A 23,692-nucleotide genomic window follows, 5' to 3' on the forward strand; every position below is an offset into this window, starting at 1 on the left:
CTGGCCACGACGCGTAGGAGACTCTTCCGTGGGACGTAGCACGCGCAGACGCCCAACAGGCGCACGACGCGCGACCTTTGCAGCAGCCGCTCTGATTCTGGGCGGCGGAGGACTGGTCGTGGCGAACGTGTACGCCTCCGCGACCGAAGGCGGCCAGGGCGGCGACACACAGCAGTCCGACGCCAACGGGGCCTGGGGGCCCGGCACGATCGACTGCCCTGACGTCGGCGACCGTCTCACGGACGTGCCCGACGGCGCCCGCGAGCAGGTCGACAAGGAACTCGCCCTGCTGGACCAGCAGGTCGCCGAGGCCTACCAGCGGCTCCAGGAGTCGGCGGCCGCCGACCAGCAGGACAGCGGCTCCGCCGACGACACGATCATGAAGCCGCTGAAGGAGAAGCGGGCCGAGACGATCGAGCGCATCGCGGCCGCCATCGACCAGGCGGGGGAGCGTCCGGAGGGTCTGGAGGACCTGGCGGCCTGCACGCTGCGCCAGCAGACGCAGGACCAGAACCAGGGGCAGGAGCAGAACCAGGACCAGGGCCAGGATCAGAACCAGGGTCAGGGTCAGGGCGAGAACCAGGGGGCCGGTAACGGCGGTCAGGCCGGAAACGGTCCCGTCGCCGCGGACTTCGTGGACATCAAGTCCGTCCAGCCCAACGTGCAGAGTCCCGCCCTCCAGGGCGACGCCTCCCGCGGCACCTTCGCCACCAGCTGCGGGGTGAACGCGGGCGGCCTGTTCAACTCCGACAACGTCATCGTCGCCCCGGGTGTCAGCAACGGAGCCCACCACTTCCACGACTACGTCGGCAACCAGTCCAACAACGCCTTCGCCAGCGACGACGACCTCGCGAACGCGGACACCAGCTGCCAGGACCAGGGCGACAAGTCGACGTACTACTGGCCCGTGCTGCGTCTGCAGAACGGCACCCAGGAGAAGGACGCCGGCTCTCCGGGCGGCGGCACCGAGGGCAACGCCGGTGAGATCGTCACGCCCCAGCAGGTCACGCTGACGTTCGTCGGCAGCCCGCGCGGCCCGGTCGCCGAGATGCCGCGGCTGCTGCGCATCATCACCGGCGACGCCAAGGCGTTCGTCAACGGCAACACCAACGCCAACGCGTCCTGGAGCTGCACGGGCTTCGAGGACCGGCAGTTGAAGGACAAGTACCCGCTCTGCCCGGGCGGCAGCGACGTCGTGCGCACGTTCAAGTTCCAGAGCTGCTGGGACGGGCGGAACATCGACAGCGCCAACCACCGCACCCACGTGGCGTTCGCCGCCGCCGACGGCTCCTGCCCGGGTGGCTTCGAGGCCATCCCGCAGCTGGTGCAGCGCATCGTCTACGACGTGGACGCGCCGAGCCTCCAGGACGGCGGCAAGACCACCCCGCTGTTCGCGGTGGACTCCTTCCCCGAGCAGCTGCACAAGCCGGTCACGGACCACGGCGACTTCATCAACGTCTTCGACGAGGACCTGATGAAGGAGATGGTCGACTGCATCAACGGCGGTCGCCAGTGCGGCGTCGGAGCCGAGCCGGGCAACGGCGGCGGCAACGGCGGAAACGACAACGGCGGTAACGGCAACGGCGGCGGCGACAACGGCGGCGCTAACGGCGGCGGTAACGGCGGCAACGACAACGGTGGCGGCGGTAACGGCGGCAACGACAACGGTGGCGGCGGTAACGGCGGGAACGACAACGGCGGGAACGGCGGCGGCAACGGCGGCGGCGAGCAGCCCGGCGACGACGGGGGCGACGAGCCCACGGCGCCGCCCGCCACCGCGCCCGGCGACGACGACGCCACAGCCACCCCCGCACCCCAGAACACCGAGCCCAGGGTCTACTCGTCCCCCAAGGCCACCACGCGCCCGAACGAGGCGACGGCGCGTCCGGAGTCGGACGACAAGGGCGGTGGCCTCGTCACGACGGCCCCTGACGCGAGTCAGACGGCCGCTCCCGGCCAGGCGCAGGACGCGGGTGACGACGGACAGAACGTGTCCGACGCGCAGACGGCACCCCAGACCGAGCCGCAGACCGAACCCCAGGCGGTCCAGGGCGGTCTCGCCGAGACCGGGGCCCAGCTGTGGCCCGCGGCGCTCGGAGCCGTCCTCGCCATCGCGGGCATCGTCCTGCTGACCCGCACCCGTCGGCGCACCATGTGACGCTCTGACACCCGGGCGTCCTGACGAACGCCGAGAGCGCGGGGCCCGGACCACTACCCCTGGTCCGGGCCCCGCGCTCGGTCGGTTCGCTCAGCCCTTGCGCCACTTCTGGTTCGAGGTGCCGCTGCACGTCCACAACTGGAGCTTGGCGCCGTTGCCCTTGCCGTTGTCGACGATGTCGACGCACTTGTCCGCCTGGGAGTTCACCAGGTCGCCGGCCGTGCTCAGGTAGAACAACTGGGCCCGGTTCCCACTGCACTTGGCGAGCTGGATCGCGGCACCGTTGGTGGTGGAGCCCCAGGCCACGTCCATGCACATGCCGAGCGACCGCACGGTTCCGTCCGAGCGGAACACCCACTTCTGGTTGGCGGCGCCACCGCAGTCCCAGATCTGCAGCCGCGTGCCGTCCTTGCCCACGCCGTTGTTGGCGTTGGACACGTCGACGCAGCGACCCGACGCCGAGCCGATCAGCAGCGTGCCGGGGACGGTGGTGGTCGGCGTACCGGAACCCGACGAGCCCGAGGGCTTGCCGGTGTTGGCCGGCTTGGGGTCCGGGGTCTTCCCGGTGCCGGTCCCGGTGCCACCGCTCTGCCCGCCCGTTCCGGACTGCGTGCCGCCGCCTCCCGACGGCTGCTGCGCGGTGCCCCCGGCTGAGCCCCCGGAGCCCCCCGAGCCGACCGCACCCCCGGCGGCCGAACCGCCCACGCCCGCCGCGTTGTTGCCGGCGCCGCCCGCGGAGTGGGCGGAGTCGGGGGAGGGGTTGCCGGGCTTGGCCGGTGCGGCCGAGACGGAGGAGGCGGCCGGCCCGGGCGTCTCCCGCTGGGCCGCCACCGCCACGGCGGGCGACGTGTCCCCGTCCGGGAACAGGTCCACCCGCGCCAGCAACGGGAACGCCAGGACGCTCACGACGGTCAGTCCGGCCGTGGCGCCGACCGTCGCCCACACCCGCACACCGGGTACGAGTCCGCGCCGGGGTACGGCGGGGCGCTGGGCGAAGGTGTCGGTGAACCGTGCCGCGGGACTGCCGGTCCGGTCCGTGGAGGGCCGGGGTTTACGAAGGGGCGGCACGTCGACTCCTTGAGGTCTCGGTAACGTCTCGGGACGAGTGGGGGAGCGGGGTGGTGCGGCCCGCCGGTCGTATCGGGGCGGCGGACGTCCCTGGAGGCACAGTAACGAAGCCGTGACCCCCGCCCCCCACCACTCCCGCAAGGATCTGGCCGAACGTCAGCTTCCGTCCCGTATGCGACGTGGACCGTGATCAATTCGTTGGCGTAGCAGGGATTGTTCTTCTTCGGAAGTTCTGTTTCTCGCGCTAGCGTTCGTACGCGTTCGTATCTCCAGCAGCACCCGACACCGGAAGGCGGAGGCCGTGAGCCTCATCGACCATGACTGCGCGGACAGCGCGGACCGGACGCTCGGCCTCCTCCTCGCGGAGCATGACAGCCTGCGCCGATTCGTCGCGGGTCTGATGGGGCGTGACCCCCACGGCGTGGAGGACGTCGTCCAGGAGACCCTGCTGCGGGCCTGGCAGTCCGCCGAGCGGCTGGACTGGCGGGACCGGCCCATCCGCATGTGGCTCTTCCGGGTCGCCCGCAACCTCGTGGTCGACGGCCGGCGCAGGGACCGCGCCGTGCCGGTCGGGATCACCGCGGCGGACTTCGGGACGGCGGCCCCGGCCCCCGTCCCCGACCACGCCGAACAGGTCGGCGACCGCTTCGTCCTGCTCTCCGCGCTGCGCACGCTCGCTCCCGCACACCAGGAGGTCGTCGCCCGCGTCCACCTGCTCGGGCAGACCGGCGAGGACGTGGCCCGCCAGCTGGGCGTACCGCGCGGCACGGTCAAGTCCCGTACACACCACGGCATGCGCACCCTGCGCACGACGCTCGAAGCGCACGGTGTACACGCCCCGCGCACCACCCCCGCCCACCACACGGCCCCCGCGCATCACGCGGCCCCCGCCCACCATGGGACCGCCCCCTCACCCGCGGCCCCCGCACACCACGGAATCCCCATGTCACCCGCGGACACCGCCCCCGCACCGCACGGCACGACACGCATGGCCGCCGCCGACGCCCGCGAGGGAGAGGCACGATGACCTCCTCGGACACGCTCACCACCTGGCTCGGACGCGCCGGTTTCCTCGTCCTCGTCCTCGCGCTGACCCACTGGCTGGTCCGGCGCAAGGGCGGCTGGAAGGCCCTGTGGCGCCGCATCCGGCGGGAAGTGAGGCTGACAGCAAGGGCGTTCAGCGGTCCCGTGCGGACCGAACTGCGCTACCGGCGCGGTCTGCGGCTGCTCGTCCGGCTGCTGCGGGACCCCTCCGTGTGGGCCGACGCAGAGAAGGCCACGGCGCTGGCCGCCGCCGTCCACCCCGCCGCCCGCCCGTACGGGGTGCTGGCCGGAGCCGAGTTGGTCGGGGTGCTCGTCGCCGCGAAGGGCATGTCCCTGCCGGTGCCGCCGGAACCGTGGGCGGCCGACGACGGCGACCCGCGGCTGTGGTGGATCGCCCGCACCGACCTCACCGGCCAACTGCCGGGCGGGACACCGCCCTTGCTGGTCTGTACCGGTCTCGACGCCGGATACGCCGTACTGCTCGACCTGCACGGCGGCCCGACCGCCACCTCCGTCTACGGCGCGCCGCGCGCCGCCCGTACGGCCCGCGCGGTGCTCCAGGCGCTGGCCGCCCAGCTCGACGCGCGGCTCCCCGAGGGCCGGGTGGCCGTCGCCGACGGGGTGCACCCCCGCCATCACGGGCCGACCGCCGCCGAGACCGTGGCGCTGCCCGGCATCGACGTCGCGGTGTGCGCCGAGCCGCTGGAACAGCGACTGCCCGCCGGCGTACGGCTGTTGAGCCTGGGCGTCGCCCGGGGCAGGACCCGCCTGCTGGAGGTCGGCCACGAGGCCGTGCTGACCGTGCACGGCGCGCCCGCGGCCGGGCAGGTCGACGTCCTGCCGCTGGCCCGGGCGGTGGCCCGCACGCTCTCCGACCTGCCCCCGTACCCGGGGGACGCGGACGGCGACCTGCGGCCCGAGGCGGTGCCCGCACCCCGCCGTCCGGCCGAAGTCCGCCCGCCCGCCGGTGACTTCACCGAACCGGACCTCGCGCCGGAACCAGACCTGGACGCGGACGGCCCGTCCGCCTCCGAGCCGACCGGGGTCTCCGCGACCCGGCCGGCCCCGCCGGCCCCCGTGTCCCCGGCTCGCGCCGTACCCGCCGCCTCCGTCCCGGACGCCGACGACGACCTCGCCGAACCCGCCACCTCCGGCGCCGCCGGAGTCTCCGCGGCCGCGCCCAGGACGCCGTAGCCGCCCCGGACGCGCGGCCCACTGACCCCCCGACCACGTACGACCCCCGGCTGGGAGCCGTGAACCTCACCATCACCACCGTCGACACCACCGACGGACAGCGCCGCGACCACCATGTGCGGCTGCCCTCGAACGCCACCGTCGGCGAACTCGCCGCCGCACTCACCCAGGACGCCCAGGAGACCGAGCGCGGAGCGGACTGGGCGTCGGCCGGCGCCCCGCCCGTCAGCGATCTGTACGCGGGCGACCGACTCCTCGACCCGGACTCCGCCGTGACCGGCAGCGGCGTGCGCGACGGCAGCCTGCTCGGCCTCGGCGGCCCGGCCCGCACGCCCGACCTGGTCCGCATTACCGACGACGCGGACCCCACGGCCGAGGCGAGCGGCACGTATGGCATGGACTGCGTGGACGAGGACACGATCCTCGCCGAGGTCCACGTCGTCTCCGGCCCAGGCGCGGGACGCACCTGGCGGCTCGGTCCCGGCAGCCATGAGATCGGTACCGACGCGCTGTGCGCGATCCGTCTCGACGGCGCCGAGGAAGGCGTGCCCGAGTCCGGCCTGTGGGTGACGGTCGGCGCGGACGGTACCGCCTTCTGGTACCGCACCGACGAGGAGCCCGGCGGCACGGTCCGCGCGCGGCTCGCCGCGCCGCCGCCCGACGACGCCGTCACCGCCCTGCGGTGGCCGCGCCCGCAGGCACCCGCCGAACGCCCGGCCGGACCCGGGCCGGTGCCCTGGCCGCACGGCGAGGACCTGACCGTCGGCCCGGTGCTGCTGCGACTGACCGCGCCGGTCGAGGCCGACGCGGCCGTGACGCCCTCCGCCGACGGGTTCGGCGTCGACTACAACCGTCCGCCGCGCATCCCCCCGCACCTGGACGCCGAGCGGGTCCGGCTGCCGCAGCCGCCGTCGCCGCCCGGCAAGCGGCCCTTCCCGGCCGTCATGATGGTGTCGCCGATCATCCTCGGCCTGTTCATGGTCAGCATCTTCAAGTCGTACTACTTCCTCGTGTTCCTGTTCATGAGCCCGTTGATGATGCTGTCGAACTGGGCCACCGGCCGCCGTTCGGCCCGCAAGCAGTACGAGGAGTCCGAGCGGGCGTACAAGCAGCGCCGCACGGTCGTGGAGGAGCAGGTCCGGGACGCCGTCGCCCGGGAGGACCGGGTGCGCGACACCACCGGTCCCGACCCGGCCGCCGTCGCCCTGATCGCGACCGGCCCCGGCGGCCGGCTCTGGGAGCGGCGCCGGCACGACCCGGACCACCTGGTGCTGCGGCTGGGCACCGTGGACCAGCCCTCGGTGCGCGAGCTGGAGGACCCGGCCCGCGACGAGAACCACCGCTCCATCCGCTGGAACATCCCGGACACGCCCATCGGCGTCGACGTCTCGGCGCACGGCGTGGTCGGCGTGGCCGGTCCGGCCGCCGAGGTGCAGCCGCTGGCCCGCTGGCTGGTGGCGCAGGCCGCCGTCCTGCACAGCCCGCGCGACCTGCGGATCGTGGTGCTGACCGAACCCGGACGGGCCGACGACTGGACCTGGACCCGGTGGCTGCCGCACCTGCGCCCGGCCACGGCGGGCGGTCCCGCGGTGCTGGTCGGCAACGACCCCGAATCCACCGCCGCGCGGGTCACCGAACTGGTCGCCCAGGTCCAGTCCCGCCGCCGTTCGGCGGGCTCCGACCGCAACGCCGTGTTCACCGACCCCGACGTGCTGGTGATCGCCGACGGGGCCCGGCGCCTGCGCGATGTGCCCGGCATGGTCCAGCTCCTCACCGACGGACCCCGGGTACGGATCTTCAGCGTCTGTCTCGACGAGCAGGAAAGGCTGCTGCCCGAGGAGAGCACCGGCGTGGTGCTCGCCGAACGCGGCCGGCTGACCGTCAAGCGGCCGGGCGCCGCGGACCTCCCCGCGGTCCGGGCCGACGGAGTGACCCCCCAGTGGTGCGAGCAACTGGCCCGCGCCCTGGCACCCGTACGCGACGTCAGCCCGGAGTACGACGCCGGACTGCCGCAGCGGGTACGGCTGCTGGACCTGCTGGAGCAGGAACCGCCGGACGCCGCCGCGCTGTTGGACGGCTGGGCACGCCGGCCGGCCTCCACCACCTTCATGCTCGGCTCCGGCTTCGAGGGGCCGCTCTCCCTGGACCTGGTGCACGACGGCCCGCACGGCCTGGTGGCCGGCACCACCGGCTCCGGCAAGTCGGAACTGCTCCAGACCTTCGTCGCCTCGCTCGCCGCCGCCAACCGCCCCGACGAACTGACCTTCGTCCTCGTCGACTACAAGGGCGGCAGCGCCTTCAAGGAGTGCGCGCACCTCCCGCACACCCTCGGCATGGTGACCGACCTCGACGCCCACCTCGTGGAACGCGCCCTGGAGTCGCTGGGCGCCGAACTGCGCCGCCGCGAACAGGTCCTCGCCGCCGCCGACGCCAAGGACCACCCCGAGTACCGGGCCAAGCGGGCCGCTGATCCCGCGCTCGCACCACTGCCCCGACTCGTCCTCGTCATCGACGAGTTCGCCACCCTGGTCCGCGAGGTGCCCGACTTCGTGCCCGGCCTGATCAGCATCGCCCAGCGCGGCCGGTCGCTCGGCATCCACCTGATCCTGGCCACCCAGCGCCCGGCCGGTGTGGTCACCGGCGACATCCGCGCCAACACCAACCTGCGGATCGCGCTGCGCGTCACCGACCAGACCGAGAGCCAGGACATCATCGACGTCAACGACGCCGTCGACATCTCCTCCAGCACCCCGGGCCGGGCCCTCGTACGGCGCGGCCCGCGCTCGGCGGAGCCCTTCCAGACCGCCTGGGTGGGCGCCGAACGGCCGGCCGAGAAGCCGGCCGAGGGCACCCCGGACCCCGCCCCGGGCCCGCGCGGCCAGGTGCGGGCCGTCGAAGTGGGCTGGGACGGCCTCGGCCGCCCCGTGGAACTCCCGGCCGAGACGGTGACCGTCGCCGCCGGACGGCCGCAGGGGCCCGCGCCCACCGACCTCCAGACCCTGGTGGCCGAGATCCGCACGGCCGCGGACCGGCTGGCGGACTTCACCCCCCAGCCCAGCCCCTGGCTGCCGCCGCTCAAGGACGAACTCCTCCTCGCCGACCTCGACGAGCTCGGCTCCAGCCGCGAGGGACGTCTGCTCATTCCCTACGCGCTGGAGGACGTGCCGCAGCTCCAGCAGCGCCGCGTGGCCGTCGCCGACCTCGCCACCTTCGGGCACCTGTACGTCATCGGTGCCCCGAGGTCCGGCCGTACGCAGGTCCTGCGCACCCTCGCCGGATCCGCGGCCCGCACCGTCAGCAGCGCCGACCTGCACCTGTACGGCATCGACGCGAGCGGCGGCGGACTGAGCGCCCTCACCGCGCTCCCGCACTGCGGAGGCGTGGTCTCCCGGCACGACATGGAGCGGCTCGCGCGCATGCTGCGCCGCCTCAACCACGAGCTGACCGAGCGCCAGGACCTGGCCCAGACGCACAGCGCCACGGGCATCACCGAACTGCGCCGACTGCTGCCCAAGGCCGAACGGCCCGCGCACATCATGCTGTTGATCGACGGCTGGGACTCGCTCTCGGCCATCCTGGACGACCACGACCACGGTCAGCTCGTACAGGAGGTGACCCGGCTGGTCCGCGAGGGCGCGGCAGCCGGCATCCATGTCGTCGCCACCTCCGAACGCTCCCTGCTGGGCGGCCGGATGGCCGCGCACAACGACCACAAGCTGCTGCTGCGCCAAGGTGACCGGGCCGACTACCAGGCCGTCGGCATGATGCCCGGCAAGATCCCGGCGAACATCCCGCCCGGACGCGGCTGGCACGTGCTGAGCGGCACCGAGACCCAGGTGGCGCTGCTCGCCCGGGGCGGCGGCACCGAGCAGGCCGAGGCGCTGCGCGCGATCGGCGAGGCCGCCCGCAAGCGGGACGCGAACGTGCCCGAGGCGCGCCGTCCGTTCGCGATCGCCGTCCTGCCACGCTCGGTGGAGTTCGCCCAGGCGTACGAGAAGGTGCCGGCGGCCTCCCGACGGCCGCTGTGGGGTCTGCTCGGCGTCGGCGGCGACGACGGGGGCCCGGTCGGGGCCGACCTCGCCGGCTCCGCCTCGGTGTTCGGCGTCCTCGGCCCGGCCGGCTCCGGGCGCAGCAACGCGCTCGCCGCGCTCGCGGTGTCCCTGCTGGCCGGTGGCACCTCGCTGGTCGTCCTCACCCCGCGCGACTCGCCGCTGCGGGCGCTGGAACGGCATGCGACGGCCCGGGTGCTCACCGACACCGACCCGTCCGCCGACGCGGTGCGGGCCGCGTTGGACGCGCTGCCCGGCCCACGGGTGGTGATGATCGACGACGCCGACCTGCTCACCAGCCCCGCCGCGGACAAGGTGCTCAAGGAGATCGCGGTCTCCGGCCGCGACCAAGGGCTCGGGCTGGTGTACGCGGCCTCCGCGGAGGGCTTCCAGAGCGGGATGAGCGGCTGGACCCTGGCCGCCCGCCGGGCCCGCCGCGGCATGCTGCTCGCGCCGAAGAACCTGGCCGAGGGCGACCTGGCCGGCGTACGCCTGTCGCAGAGCGTCGTCCGGTCGATGACGCATCCGGGCCGGGCCTGGACGGCCGGGCCCGGCGGTGCGCTGCTGGCCATCCAGGTGCCGCTGACGCCGCTGCGCGCCGAGTGACCCGAACGCGGGTGGGCCGCCCCGGAGTGTGTCCGGGGCGGCCCACCCGCGCGGTCGCCGCCGTCGTTACGACGACTGCGTGAGGCTGTTGCTGATGCCCTGGTCGAACTGGATCGCGTTCTCCTTGATGCCGTTGAACATCTCGGAGAAGTCGTTGATGCCCTTGACGGCCGCGAGCAGGCTGGTGTCGAAGTTGTTGTAGGTGGTCCGGATCACCTCACTGGACTGCTGGAAGACCATGCCGTCGTCGACGAGGGTGTTGACCCGGTTGCGGAGGTTGCTCAGCACCGGGAGCAGGTTCTCGTGGGCGTCGTGCAGCAGACCCACGACCTCCTCGATCTTGTGGTAATCGAGGTTGATGCCGTTGTAGTTGGCCATGTCGTTCCCGTCGTTCTCGATGCGGATGTCCGGTCTGCGGGGTCGGAGACCGGGGTGTGGTGGACCGGGGTGCGGTGGACCGGGGTCCTACTGGATGTGCGGGTTGCTGCCGCCGCCGCTGCGGGGCGGCGGATCGTCGTCCGGGTCGCCGGAGCCACCGTCGCCGTCCGTGTTGCCGCCCACCTGCTGCCAGTCCGGCTGATCACCGGAGCCGTCCCGGGGGCCGCGGGTGTACTCGGTGCGGTCGCCGTCGCTGCTGGTGGTGACCATCGAACCGCTGCCGTCCTGGTTCAGGTTGGTCTCCGAGTGCACGGTGCTGCCGTCCGGGTAGGAGGAGTCCGTGGTGTAACTCAGCCCGTTGTTGGTGTAGTTGGTCACCGAGGTGTACGTCTTGCCGTCATAGGTGACGGTGGACTCCTCGCGGATCACATGGTTGTTCGCGTCCAGCGTCAGATGCGTGTGGGCGTTGCCGCGTTCCGTCGTGATCGTCTGGTCCAGCGGCGGGGTCGGACCGGGGTCCGTCGCCGAGCAGAAGTCCGGCATCGTGCCGTCCGGACCTGCCACGCACTGGTCGAGATGGGACTGCTTGTAGTCCCACTGCGCCTTCTGCTGGAAGTAGTTCTGCAGGCCCAGGTTGGCGCCCGTGACGCCCATGCCCTGGGCGAGTTCGGAGTCGAAGGACAGGAAGGCCTCGCCCACCGATCCGAAGGCGCCGGCCAGTTCCTTCAGGCCCTTGTCCGCCCGGCTCATCGTGCTGTGGGCGTTGTCGTAGAAGTCGGCCACCGCCTCGGCCAGGGTCGCGTCGCCGAGCAGTTCCAGCGCTTCGTAACTGGGGCTGGAGCTGTACTCGCTGTACTCGCGCTGCCCCATCCTGGAGAAGGTGCTGTTGTCGAGCAGCGGGCCGATGCTCGACGCGAGGCTCTCCAAGTCCCTCTTGGCGTCGTTGAGGACGTCGTAGTCGATCTTGAGTTGGTCGGGCATGAGAGGCCTCCCGGTACCCCGTCGAGACTCCGGTCAGCAGGACCACGCTTGAGGGGTCGGGGTGGTTCACGGTGGACGACTCGTGTAACGCAGGTCACGTGAACCGGGCCGCCCCCTACGGCGTGGTCCGATGGGGAGTGACCGCCCCGAGTCTGTCGCCTTCGGGAGGAACCCCGCATGCCACGCCCGACCGACTGGAACGCGATCGGGCTCGACGGAGACCCCACGCCGGGCGATCCCGAGCGGATCCGGACGCTGGCCACCGAGCTGAACGGGCTCGGCACCTCCGCCCGTGAGATCAGCACCGCCATCGACGCGGTCATGAACACCGCGGGTGACAGCGTCTTCGTCGGCGAGGCCGCCAACGCCCTGCGCGACAAGGTCGACGACCGGCTGCGCGGTCACATCGAGGACGTCGCCCAGTCCTTCGAGTCCGCGGCGACGGCACTGACCGGCTGGGCCGACAAGCTCACCGAGCTGCAGCAGACGGCCGACGGCGCCCTCTCGGCGGGGCGGGGCCTGTCCGAGGACGACTCGCAGCGCGAGACCTACGCCACCACGGCCAGGCAGGCCGGCACCGACCACTCGGAGGCCGCCTCGACGGCGGCCGGCACCATCCGGGGCGTCGCCAACATCCAACTGCCCATCTCCCAGTGCGAGATCTTCTGGGAGGCGTTCCAGTGGCTGGCGATCATCCTGATCATCCCGGCACTGATCTTCGGCGGCCCCATCGCCCTGCTGGCCATCGGCGTCAACCTCACGCTCTTCCTGAAGACCGTCGTCGACTTCGCCCGCGGCGACGCCAACTTCCTCGACCTGTTCCTGGCCGGCCTGGGCATCCTCGCCCCGACCACCAAGGCCCTGCCCATCTTCCAGATCATCAAGGCCGGTGCCACCGCCTTCGGCAAGGGATTCGCCAACGTCGCCCGCAGCGCCTTCCAGGGCCTGCGGAACCTGTTCACCAACGGCTTCCGCTTCACCTCCCTGATGCCCGGCATCCAGGACTTCCTACGGCTGAGCACCACCTGGGTACGGCAGAACGGCCTGTGGGTCATGCAGGGCCTGCACAACCTGCCCCAGCTCACCGGAATGGCCTTCCAGCGCGGCGGACTGACGGTCCTGCAGAACCTGCGTGCCATCCCCGGCGTGGTGCGAGGCCTGCCGTCCACCCTCGGGCGCGGCTTCACCGCCGGGGCGAACGGACTGGGCCGCGCCATCGTCACCGGCTGGAACGGCCTGGCCACCGGCGCCCGCGCCACCTGGAACTTCGCCGTCGCCCAGCTCGGCGGCAGCAAGTGGCTGCGCCTGATCCTCCCCGTGGACGCCGGCGAGATCGGCCAGTACGGGCTGCGGGGCGCCCTGCGCATCGGCCTCTTCGAGCGCGGCGTGATGGGCAGCCACATCTTCGGCGCCCCGCTCGGCGGAGCGGTCGGGCGCGGGGTCAGCGCCGTACAGGTACCGATCGGCCCGCACGGTGTCGACGCGCTGGTCGACATGCCCCGGGTCCAGCTGAACAACGTACGGCTCGGCGACTGGGCCGGCTCGAACGTCGGTACCCGGCCCTTCCAGATGGCCAACGGGCCGGTGGACCTGTCGTCCGCGCTGCGCACGCCCGACCTGCACCTGGGGAACGTCGGCGCCCTCGGCGACCGCACCGGGCTCGGCCTTCACGCCTCACGGCAGTTGGACGCCCTGGTCGACATCCCGAAAGCCCATCTGAACGCCATGCACCTGGACGGCTTCGGGACCATGCCGGGCCGGGCCGACACCGGGCTCGGGGTCAGCGCCACCGGCTCCGCCCCGACGCTGCACTCCTCCGGCCTGTACCTGCCCGCCTCCGCGGGCGCCCCCACGTCCCACGGCGTCAACCTCACCGCCGCCGGGCCCGTCCCGGGCGGCACCCACGCCACCCTCACCGCCGTACAGGCGCCGGCGCCCGGCACCGCGGCCACCGCCGACCTGCTGCTGTCGGGCGGCCCCGGCGGCACCCACACCGCCCCCGCCACCACCGTCCTCACCGGCGCGCACACCCCGCCGCCGGGCACCACGGCGACCGGCAACCTGCTCACCCCGGGCACCCCGGGCCCGGGCCCCGCGCACACCGTGCTGTCCGGCACGCAGACGCCGCCGCCGGGCGTCACGGCGGCGCACGACCTGACCGCGTCCTCCGCGGGCACCCAGGGCGCGCACAACCTGACGGTGACACCCGGAACCACGGCGGGCGCCACCCCGCCGGCCACCGGTGCCGCCATCGGCACCGGCACCCACGTCACCCCCGGCGGCGGGGTGTCGGCGTTCGACCTGCTCGCCGGCGGCGGCCGGGGCGTCCCGGACAGCCCGGTCCCCGCGGGCGCGGGCAACACCCTCGCCGACCGCACCACCAGTGCCCTGACGGCCAACCAGACCAGGCTCCACCTCGACGAACTCGTCCACGCCCCGGGCTCTCCCCGCCCCGGCGGCACGCCGACCCCCGGTCTCCCCGGCTCCGCCGTACCCACGCCCGGCGACCCGGCGCGTGGCACGGCCGGCGGTGCGGTGCCGCCGCCGGAGCACACGCGCGCCGCCCTCGACCTGGTGGAGAACGGCCCGGGCGTGCGGTCCACGGACAGCCCGGCCTTCGCCGGAGCGCCCGGCCGGACCGACACGGGCGCCGTGCGCGGCACGCCCGTGTCCGGCACCGGCGACGCCGGTCGCGGCACGCCCGGACCCGTCGGCGGTGTCTCCGACGACGTCGCGCACGCCTTCGCCGGAACCCCGGTCAGGCGGAACACGCCGGTCACCGCGGCACAGCACCACCCGCTCACGCCCGCGCAGATCGAGCAGTTGTGGATCCGGGACGGGGAGCGGGTCGACGCGTTGTTCGGCGCCGCCGACGATCCGTTGCGCCAGGCCCGTCGGGAGGCCTGGCGGGACTTCGCGCGGACCCGCCATGACCTGGGCCGGGCCGAGGACCTGGTGCGCGGCGGCGACGCCGGGTCCTCCAGCGGGCCCAGCGTGCACGAGATCAGGATCCGTCAGGACGTGGAGAGCGCGCGGGGCCGTCACGACGCGGCGCACCGCAGGCTCACCGAGCTCGGTGTCGATCCGGCGCGGATGGACGCGGACTTCACGGCGCTGTACACCCGCAGCCTGTCCGAACGGCCCCGGGTGGTCGCGGGCATGTACCAGGAGACCCCGGCGTCCCCGCACCCCGCGGCCACCACCTCGGACGCGACGCCCCCGCCGGTCGCCCACACCGTCGACGACGCCACCACCTCCACGGCGCGACCGCAGCGCCTGAACGAGGTGCTGGACGACCACAGCAAGGCGGTACGCGACCTCCAGCGGATCGAGGCGAGCCAGTCCCAGGTCGGCAAGTCCACCCAGGCGCGCAACGAGGCGCAGATCGAACTGGAAGGCGCCACCAGACGGGTGGACGAGACCAGGGCCGCGCTGGACGACGCCCTGACCCGGCAGGTGTCCGCGGGAGAGCTGTCGCAGCGCGAACTGAACATGCTCGTCGACCAGTTCGCGGGCGCCGGTGACATCGAGCGCGCCGCGGTCCTGCGTGAGCACGCCGTGGCACTCGACGTCCGGGCGCGCGGCCTGCCGTCCGGCGCGGGAAGCCGCCCGGACCAGATCATCCGGACCGGTACGGAGATCCGCGACCAGGCGCTGACCGTGCAGAACCGGGCGCTGGAACTGGAGCGGGCGCTGGCGACCGGCACGGCGACACCGGAGGAACTCAAGCTGCTGAGCGGCGACCTCACCCGGTCCGTGGACGACCTCGAAGCCGGACTCCAGGGCTTCGTCAGGGACGCGGCCCCGCTGGGCGGCGCCTACGCCCTGCGCAACGAGTTCGGTCCGGTGGCCTCCGTGGGCCGCTATCTGGCGAAGCTCGTCGACGACGCCGTGGAGAAGGCGGGACCGGGCGCCCAGGTCGCCGTGAAGGGATTCCTCGGCACGGAGACCTCCGTGGCACGGGTGCGCCCGCTCGGCGAGTTCGTCCGGCGTTTCCGTACCGACAAGGCGTACGCGGAGGTGCCGACCGGGCAGCAGTGGAAGTCCGTGCTGCCCGGCGACGAAGGTCGCTGGACGACGGTGTTCGAGGACTTCGGCAAGCTCTCGCCCAAGCAGCAGGTCTCGTTCGTGCGCACGCTCTCGGAGGAGAACGTCAAGGCCCTGCGCCGGGAGGTCGACACCCTGCTGGACGGTATGTCGACCACGGACCGACTGGCGTTCCGCGCCCTGCGGGAGCGGCTGGAGAACCTGCCGTACCGCATCAAGCACGCGACACCGGCCTACCACGCCATCGCCAACAGCGGCATCATGTCGTCCCAGGGCGACCTGGCCCGCAGGGGCGCCAAGTTCCTCGCGTCCGGCAAGAGTTCGGCGAAGAACACCTCCAACCTGGGCAACGACGACTTCGTCTTCTTCCGGATGGAGGTCGGCGACAAGGCGATGGAGTCCCGCTACGGCCCGACCACCCTGGTCTTCGACGCCAAGGTGCTGGAGGAGAAGGGCGGCTGGGTCTCGCTGCACGACCAGCTGCATCCCCTGGACCGCGAGACCATGCGGCACCTGACCTGGGGCGAGGATCTCGCCCGCGGTGCCAAGTACGACGCCGGCTTCGACGAGGTCGGCAAGCGCGCCCGCTGGACCTACCAATACCCCGACGGCAGCTCCCGCCCGGTCTCCTTCGAGCAGGAGGTCTTCCACGGCGAGCACGTGCGCGAGGCCCTCGCCCTGTCCGTGGTACGTGAAGTGGCCAGCATCGGCGGCGACTTCCAGACCCATGTGCTCAAGCTGCTCGACAACCTCGACAACACCGATGCGCTGGGCTCCGTGGTCTCCAAGCTCTACCGGCCGGAAGCCAAGTTCGCTTCCGGGCTGCCCATCAACCCCAGCGGGATCGCGACCCACGCCGACCTGCCGACCCCCTTGCAGGTCGTGAACAAGGACGGCGACGGGCGCTATCTCGCCGACGGCACGGTGGACCCGGCGGCGCGGGCCGCCGGCAAGAAGTACGACGAGGCCGCCGACCGCGTGCGCCAGGCGGACAACGCCATCGCGAGCCAGCAGACCAAGTCCGTGGGCTACCACCTACGGAAGGCGGAGCTGCACGCCCAGCAGTCGGTCGACCTGACCAGGACGTTCCACGCGTCCGCCACCGGCGAGCGTCAGGTGCTGGCGCAGAGCCTGCTCGACCAGCGCGTCAAGCTCCTGGACGAGATCCAGAACAGGCTGAGGCCGCAGCCCAAACCGCAGCCCGTGACACAGGTCGAGCAGGCCGGCAGCGCCGCCACGGCCGGGGCCGGGCCCCTGGACGTGAAGAAGCTGGTGGGCCTCAAGGACCACCCGGTGGACCACGCGCTGGCCGAGGTGCTGACCGACGCCTCCGCCCAGGCGAAGAAGATGGCCCGGGTGCTGGTCGAGTCCGGTGGATTCCGGCCGCTCGCGAACTCCACGGACGGTGCCCAGACCACCGCGGCCGTCGGCCTCGGCAGGTCCGCCTTCGACAAGGCCTTCAAGGCGCTGCGTGGTGCGGACCTCGTCGTGGGCATGGACGACGGTCTGCATCTGACGGAGAAGGGGCGCACCGCCCTGCTGCCGCAGCAGGCGGCACCGGACCTGTCCGTGGCGCCGTCGACCTCGGGCGGCGGCCCGGACATCCCGGCACCGCGTGCGGGCGGCTCCGGCCTTCAGCACGGCCCGGTGTCCGGGACGGACCTCCACGGCGCCTCGCTCGTCACCGACGACCTCACCCGGATCGGCGGTGACCTCGGGCCGATCCGCCTGGACGCGGAGGGAAGCCTTCCCGGCCTTCGGGCGGGACAGGACGACCTGACGACGGGCGGCACCGGATCGGGTGGCCTTCCGCCCCGCGACCTCGACCTGCCGCACTCCACCCGGGGTCACGGTCTCCCCGGCGACGACGTGCCGCCACCGGCACCGGCCGAGACCGCGCGGCCCGGCACGGACGACGGGCTCCGGCTGTCCGACGAACCCGTCATCGATCCCGTACGTGTCGACCGACCGACGCCGGGCCTCAACGGCGGTACCACGCCCCACCCGTCGCCCGCGGCTCACCCCGCGGACACCTTCGGTCCTGCCCCCAGCCCGAAGCTCGCCGACGACTTCCTGTCACCACCAGCGCCGAAGCCGACCGACACCCTTCAGCCGCCTTCCGGCTTGCGTGACGACGACTTCCTTCCGTCCTCGTCGAGCCTGCGTGACGACGACGTCCTTCCGCCCGCGTCGGGCTTGCGTGGCGACGACGTCCTCGCGCCGCCTCCGAGTTTGCGGGACGGCGATCTCCTTCGGTCCTCGTCGGGTCTCCATGGCGACGACCTCCTTCCGCCCTCGCCGGGTCTGCGGGACGGTGACGCTCTTCACCCGGCTCCCGTCTCGAAGGCCGCCGACACCCTTCCGCCGTCTCCCGGTCCGCACGTCGACGACGTCGTCCAGCCCTCTCCGGCGCCGCGTGACGGCGACACCACGCGCCCGTCCCCCGGACCGGACCGTTCGGCCGGTGTCAACGGCGCCAACGGTGCCGACGGCCTTGGTGGCGCGGGTGGAAGGCACACCGGGGGTATCCCCAGGCCACCCGTGGGACCCCACACCGGTGGGGCCGGTCCGGTCGCGGCCGATCTTCTGGATCCCGCCGTGTTCAGGAGGAACACCTCCACCGCGACCGGCGTCCGCTCCCAGTCGCAGATCGACGTGCTCGACCGCGCGCTCGCGGACTTCCACCGGATTCCGGAGACCCAGTTGGCGCAGCGTGCCCAGGCGCTTGACCAACTGGCGGCCGCCGCCGACAACTTCCTGCACATCCGCCCGCAGTCGGCCCGCCGCGCCGGTGTCGAGCGGTTCCTGAACCAGACCCGGGCCGAGGCGACCGCGTACCGACTGCTCGATGAGTACGACAGCCTCGGCGCGGGACAGGGAGCGCGCGCACAGACCCTGGACGACCTGGCCGGGCGGACCCGGACCGCCCTCACCGCCGGAGGCGCTCATCAGGGGACGCACACCCGGCTCCAGAACCTCCTGACCCGGGTCGAGCGCGAGGCGGACGCGTTCCGTCTGATCGGCGGCGGCAGCCCACGCACCGCGCCCACGACCACGTCGGCGAGCGACCTGCCCTGGGCCCGGGAATACGCCGGCGCCGAGGCGGTCCTGGGGCCCGAGGGGCGGCCGTTCCGGGAAGCCTGGGCCGAGTTGACCCGAACCCGGCAGGAACTCGGCCGGGTCGAGAACCTGAGGGCCCTTCCCGCCACCGGGAGCACGTCACAGCCGATCAGCGCGGTCGACGCGCAGTTCGCGCAGGAATTGGCCACCGCACAGGGTGACTTCCGCACCGCGTACCAGAACCTCCGGGACCTCGGGATCGAACCGCGCGACATCGACGCCCGGTTGAGCGCGCTCAACCACGACGCGGCCGTCGATCGCGGCGCACGCGTCGGCGCCGGGTTCCTGCCCCAGCTCCCCGACTCGGTCCCGGCATCCGTCGCCACGCTCCAGTTGAGCAACTCCGGTGTCGCCGGACCCAACGGCCTCACGATCGAGCGGATCACGGCCGAGGACGGCAGCGTCACCCACCGCATGGTGGACCACCAGTCGCACCTGGACGACAGCCGCACGGTCACCCCCCGGCCCGACGGCGGCTTCGACGTGCGCCACACCCCGACGGACACCCTCACCGTCTACAACGCGGGCGGCGCCAGGATCGCCGACGACATCCCGCTCAGGGGCGCCGACGGACAGCCCAACGGCCTGCGTCTGCACACCGACCTCAACGGCCACGGCCGCCCGCAGGAGTCCCGGGTCCCGGGCCCGGACGCGGACCGGTACTCCGTCGTCCGCCTGCCCGACGACACCACGCGGATCACCGACCTCCGCACCGGCGTCAGCACCCGTTTCGGCGCCCAGGGCGACCACCTCGACCAGGGCCTCCACCTCACCGGCCGGGACGGCGCCCCCGCCGCGGCCGACCGGATCGTCGTCACCGAGGGCGCCGGCCACCGCGTCACCGACCTCGCGGGCACCCGTCTGCCCCACCGGGTCACCGACCTCGGCGCCGGCAACGGCTTCCGTGTCACCGACGACGTCACCGGCGCGTCCGTACGCCACGACAACCTGGGACATCTGCGGGAGTCCGACCTGTCGCTCACCGACCCGCACGGCACGCGCGGCGGGCTGTACCTGGCCCACGACGGCGCCGGCGCGCACACCGTGACCGACGCCCTCGGCACCCCGCGGCCCGGGGCCGTCACCGTCCTCCCCGACGGCGCCGGATTCCGGGTCATCGACGACACGACCGGCGCCACCACCCGCTACGCCCCCGACGGCCACTGGCAGGACGCCGGCCGCGCCCTCGCCGACCCGGCGACCGGACTACGCGGAGCGCGCATCGCCGTACCGGACGGGTCGGGCGGCCACCGCCTCACCGACCTGTCCGGCACCCCGCTGCCGGAGCGGGTCGTCGACGCGGGGAACGGCCGGCTGCGCACCGTCGACGACGTGTCCGGCCGGTCAGTCCTGCACGACGCCGACGCCCGCCCGGTCTCCACGTCCACGGCCCTCGCCGACCCCGTGACCGGACATCGCGGAGCCCGGTTCGCGGAGCCGGACGGATCGGGCGGTCACCGCCTCACCGACCCGCACGGCGCCCCGCTGCCCGACGCCGTCACCGCCCTGCCCGGCAACGGCGGTTTCCGGACCGCGCACCCGGCCGGTCACACGACCTTCGCAGCCGACGGCGCCGTGACCGGCGACGGCCTGCGGCTGACCGGACGCCACGGCGGGCCGGGCGGACACCTCGACCGCCCGCGGGGCGCGGCCGCGCGCTGGCTGGACGACGCCTTCACCCCCGACCCGTCGCGGCCGGTCACGGTCAACCAGACCGGCCACATCGAGATCGGGGCGCCGGGCGGCGGGCATCAGCTGTTCGACGGGACGACCGGCCGGTTCGTCAGGGAGGTCACCCCGCTGCCCGCGGGCGGCCGGCAGATCACCGCGGCCGACGGCTCCTTCGGCCGGTACGACGCGCACGGCGACGTCGTCGCCACCGGCAGCCCGCTGCCCGGCGGCCCGGCCGGCCGCAACCTTGTCACCCAGCCCCCGACCGCCGCCGGGACCGGCCCCCACGGCGGTGCCTGGCTGGAGGACGCGGCGGGCCGGCGACTGCCGGACTGGAACGTCACCACCCGCCCGGACGGCCGCCTGCGCGTCGAGGTCTCCCTGCCCGGCAGCGCGCGCCGCGGCGAGTTCCTGGAACTCGCGGCCGACGGCACCCTGGTCCGCCAGGGCTTCAACGTGCTGGACAGCGGCCGGCGTACCGACTTCCAGTACGTCGTCGACCGCGCCACCGGCACCTGGCAGCGCACCACCCACGCCGGTGCCCCGACGGCCACCGGCGCCTTCCACCATGGCGCCGTCGACCTCACCGGCGCGGCCGAGGGACGCCTGCGGCTGCTCGGTTCGACGGGCGCGCCGGTCGCGGTCTTCGAACGCCGGGTGCTGCCCGGGGCCACGGGGGACGTGCTCGACTCCTTCCGCCGTACCGACACCATCGCCTTCGGCCGCACCAACCCCCGTACCACCTGGGCACGATGGGACGACTCCGGCGCCCTGCACGGTTCGGGCAGCCGTCACTACGACACCGCGGGCACCGGCTGGCGCGACACCGACGGCCTGGGCCGTACCGTTCGCGAGTACCGCGACGGCCTGCAGAAGTTCGACGGCCGTCCCGGGCACACCCTCGCCGTCCGCGACGACCAGGGCGCCTGGACCTGGCACCGCTACGACGGCACCGCCCACGAGGTGGCGTCCGGCCCCCGCACCAGGGAGGGCGTCGGCGGCGGCTGGACCGACCGGACCGCCGACGGCCGTGTCGTCCAGCGGCAGTGGGGTGGCGTGGAGTGGCCCGAGCGGGCCGGCCAGTACCAGGAGCACGCCCTGCGCCGGGACGGCACCCTGGCCGACACCTGGGAACGGCACTCCCCGCACGGCAAGGAGGTCGGCAAGCGCGAGGTCATGCGTGACGGCGGCATCCTGACCACGGAACGCTGGCGTGAACAGCGCCCGCCCGCCTGGGTCCGCACCCGCTGGCTCCCCGGCGCACAGCAGGCGCAGCCGCCGTACGCCCATGTCCGCGGCGACAACACCTACCAGCTGTTCACCTGGGCCAAGGAGGCGCCCGACGCCACCACCTCCGGCGTGCGCTACGTCGGACTCGACGGCAGCGCTCTCGACCTGGCCGCCGACGGAGGCTTCGTACGCTCCACCGGCAAGTTGCACGACGGCACCACCCTCAAGGTCGGCGACCACGCGCGACGCCCGGGCCACGCGCCCGACGACCTGGCGCACCAGCCGTGGGAGGACTCCGGCGGCCGGCTCGGCTACCGCGTACCCCAGCGGGACGCGCCCGGCGGGGCGCTCTGGCAGGACGTCTACCGGGACGGCACCGAGCTCAGGGTGGCCCGCGAGGGACGGCCCGGCGGTGTCGTACGCGAGTACGCCGACCCGGCGGCGGCCAACCGCGCCTGGGTCGACCGCGACGCGCACGGCAACCTCGTCGGACAGAGCCACGCCAACCCCGACGGGGCCGCGCACCACGTCGTCGAGGGCCGCGGGGCGGCCGACTCCGGCCGCTGGACCTGGCGCGAACTGGACGCGGACGGCGCGCAAGTCGCCACCGGACGGCGGGAGTTCTTCCGTGGTTCCAGCGACTCCCGGCTGCCCTGGGACGACTCCTACCGCGACTTCGACGCCGCCGGACACCTCGTCCGTGAACGCCGGATGCTCGACTCGGGCCGCTACGTGGACGCCTGGCGCGACCCCGACCCCGCCGCGGGCGGCCGCTGGCTGACCAGCGCGCACGAGCGCAACGGCACGCCCATCGCCCCCGGCGCGGGTGACCAGATCCGCAACTGGTGGAATCCGCGGACCCGGACCTGGCAGGACCAGTGGCTGCCGGGCGCCGGACACTTCCGCGACGAACTGCGCGTCACCCCGCACGGCCCGCACCTCACGCTGCGCGAGACCCCGGTCGGCAGCGGCGGCCCGCTGCGCGTCCGTAGCTACGACACGACCGTCACCCCCGCCACCCCCGCCCGGTCCGTCTGGAAGGAGTACGACCACGGCGGCGTGGTCCGCCAACGCCGCGCCGAGGCGGGCGGCTTCCTGGAGACCGACGCCTGGCGCGGCCAGTGGAACCGGTACACCGCCGACGGCGACCTGGTCGCCCGACGCACCGACAGCGGACTGGTCTTCGAACGCGACACGTTCGGCCGGTGGCAACTGGCCGGGAACGAGTACGACTTCCGTGGCCCGCTCACCGAGATCCGCGGCTGGGGCCGCCGGGTCCGCGAGGCCCAGCGCATGCCGTGGTCCGGCACCACCGTCCCCGAGGGTCCGTTCGGCCTCGGCGGCAACCCCGCGCTGCGCGAGGCCCGTTACCAGCCCTACTGGCAGTCGGTCGCCCAGAAGGCGGCGCTGGAGTTCGGCCAGGAGTTCCTGCTGGAGTTCGGCGCCAACCTGGCGGTCAACGGCATCGTCGCCGCCGCCCAGAACAAGCCGTTCACCGGGCAGGACGCGCTGAAGTCCTTCGCCAACGCGGCGGTCGGAGCGGGCATCAAGACCGGCCTGAGCACCGCGATCCACGAGAACCGCGGCGCCTTCTTCCGCGACCTCGGCGACTACAAGGCGGGCTACGCCAACATCGACGGCGGCAAGCCGTGGACCCGCAGGCCCGGCAACCACGACAAGACGTGGGCCAACGAGTGGGCGGGCAACGAGACGGCGACCCGCTGGCGCGGCGGCACCTACGACTTCTCCTTCGGTGTCCTCAGCAGCGTCCTCTCCGGCTGGGTCAACGGCAGTATGAACGCGGCCGTCTGGGGCGTGAGCAACGCCAACGGGGACACCGTCAAGCTCTCCGGCTGGGAGGCCCTCGCGGACGGCGGCATCAACGCGGCGGCCTCGCTCACCACGGCCGTCACCACCGGCCTGGTGAAGAACGTCTTCGTGCTGAGCACCGGCGGCCGGCTCTTCCACCGGCAGGGATTCGCGGACTTCTGGGTCCAGCTACCCTTCAAGCTCTTCGAGAAGTCGATCCAGTCGCTGTACCTGACCAGCGCCTACCGTGCGAACATCAGTCCGCCCTGGTACCAGGCTCCTTGAGCCGGGGCACGGAGCGCGGCCGTGGCAACAGCGAGCACCAGTGAGGAACGGA

The 23,692-nt window shown here is 73.4% G+C and carries 8 protein-coding genes; 5 read left to right on the forward strand and 3 right to left on the reverse strand.

Translation table 11 applies throughout. From position 1 onward, the window contains the following. Positions 1-28 precede the first annotated feature (28 nt). Complete coding sequence (locus ACWCQK_RS22550; protein ID WP_451157500.1) at positions 29-2,158, forward strand: DUF1996 domain-containing protein; 2,130 nt, start codon at positions 29-31, stop codon at positions 2,156-2,158. 90 nt (positions 2,159-2,248) lie between these two features. On the opposite strand, the gene ACWCQK_RS22555 is transcribed toward ACWCQK_RS22550, so the two are convergent. Next, positions 2,249-3,226 carry a ricin-type beta-trefoil lectin domain protein gene (locus ACWCQK_RS22555; protein WP_451157502.1) on the reverse strand — a complete coding sequence of 326 codons (978 nt, stop codon included), beginning with the start codon at positions 3,224-3,226 and terminating at the stop codon, positions 2,249-2,251. Positions 3,227-3,527: 301 nt separating this feature from the next. Here ACWCQK_RS22555 and ACWCQK_RS22560 point away from each other — a divergent pair, with 301 nt between their 5' ends. The 3 genes from ACWCQK_RS22560 to ACWCQK_RS22570 are packed head-to-tail and all read left to right on the forward strand — an operon-like array spanning position 3,528 to position 10,119. After that, complete coding sequence (locus tag ACWCQK_RS22560) at positions 3,528-4,253, forward strand: sigma-70 family RNA polymerase sigma factor (RefSeq protein ID WP_451157504.1); 726 nt, start codon at positions 3,528-3,530, stop codon at positions 4,251-4,253. Beyond that, entirely contained in the window at positions 4,250-5,464 is a 1,215-nt protein-coding gene (locus tag ACWCQK_RS22565; protein WP_451157506.1) for a hypothetical protein, read from the forward strand. The genes ACWCQK_RS22560 and ACWCQK_RS22565 overlap by 4 nt, the downstream gene beginning before the upstream one ends. Positions 5,465-5,523: 59 nt before the next feature. Then, entirely contained in the window at positions 5,524-10,119 is a 4,596-nt protein-coding gene (locus tag ACWCQK_RS22570) for an FtsK/SpoIIIE domain-containing protein (RefSeq protein ID WP_451157508.1), read from the forward strand. 66 nt (positions 10,120-10,185) lie between these two features. On the opposite strand, the gene ACWCQK_RS22575 is transcribed toward ACWCQK_RS22570, so the two are convergent. Beyond that, the gene (locus ACWCQK_RS22575) at positions 10,186-10,497 is read right to left on the reverse strand and encodes a hypothetical protein (RefSeq protein WP_385781602.1); all 312 of its coding nucleotides are present in this window, start codon (positions 10,495-10,497) and stop codon (positions 10,186-10,188) included. A gap of 87 nt (positions 10,498-10,584) precedes the next feature. Continuing rightward, on the reverse strand, positions 10,585-11,478 hold the full coding sequence (locus tag ACWCQK_RS22580; RefSeq protein ID WP_451157510.1) for a hypothetical protein: 894 nt from the start codon (positions 11,476-11,478) through the stop codon (positions 10,585-10,587). A 177-nt stretch (positions 11,479-11,655) separates the two neighbouring features. Here ACWCQK_RS22580 and ACWCQK_RS22585 point away from each other — a divergent pair, with 177 nt between their 5' ends. Next, a complete protein-coding gene (locus ACWCQK_RS22585) occupies positions 11,656-23,640 on the forward strand; it encodes a hypothetical protein (RefSeq protein WP_451157512.1) in 11,985 nt (3,994 codons plus the stop codon). Positions 23,641-23,692 lie beyond the last annotated feature (52 nt).

This window comes from Streptomyces sp. NPDC002306 (assembly GCF_053593435.1).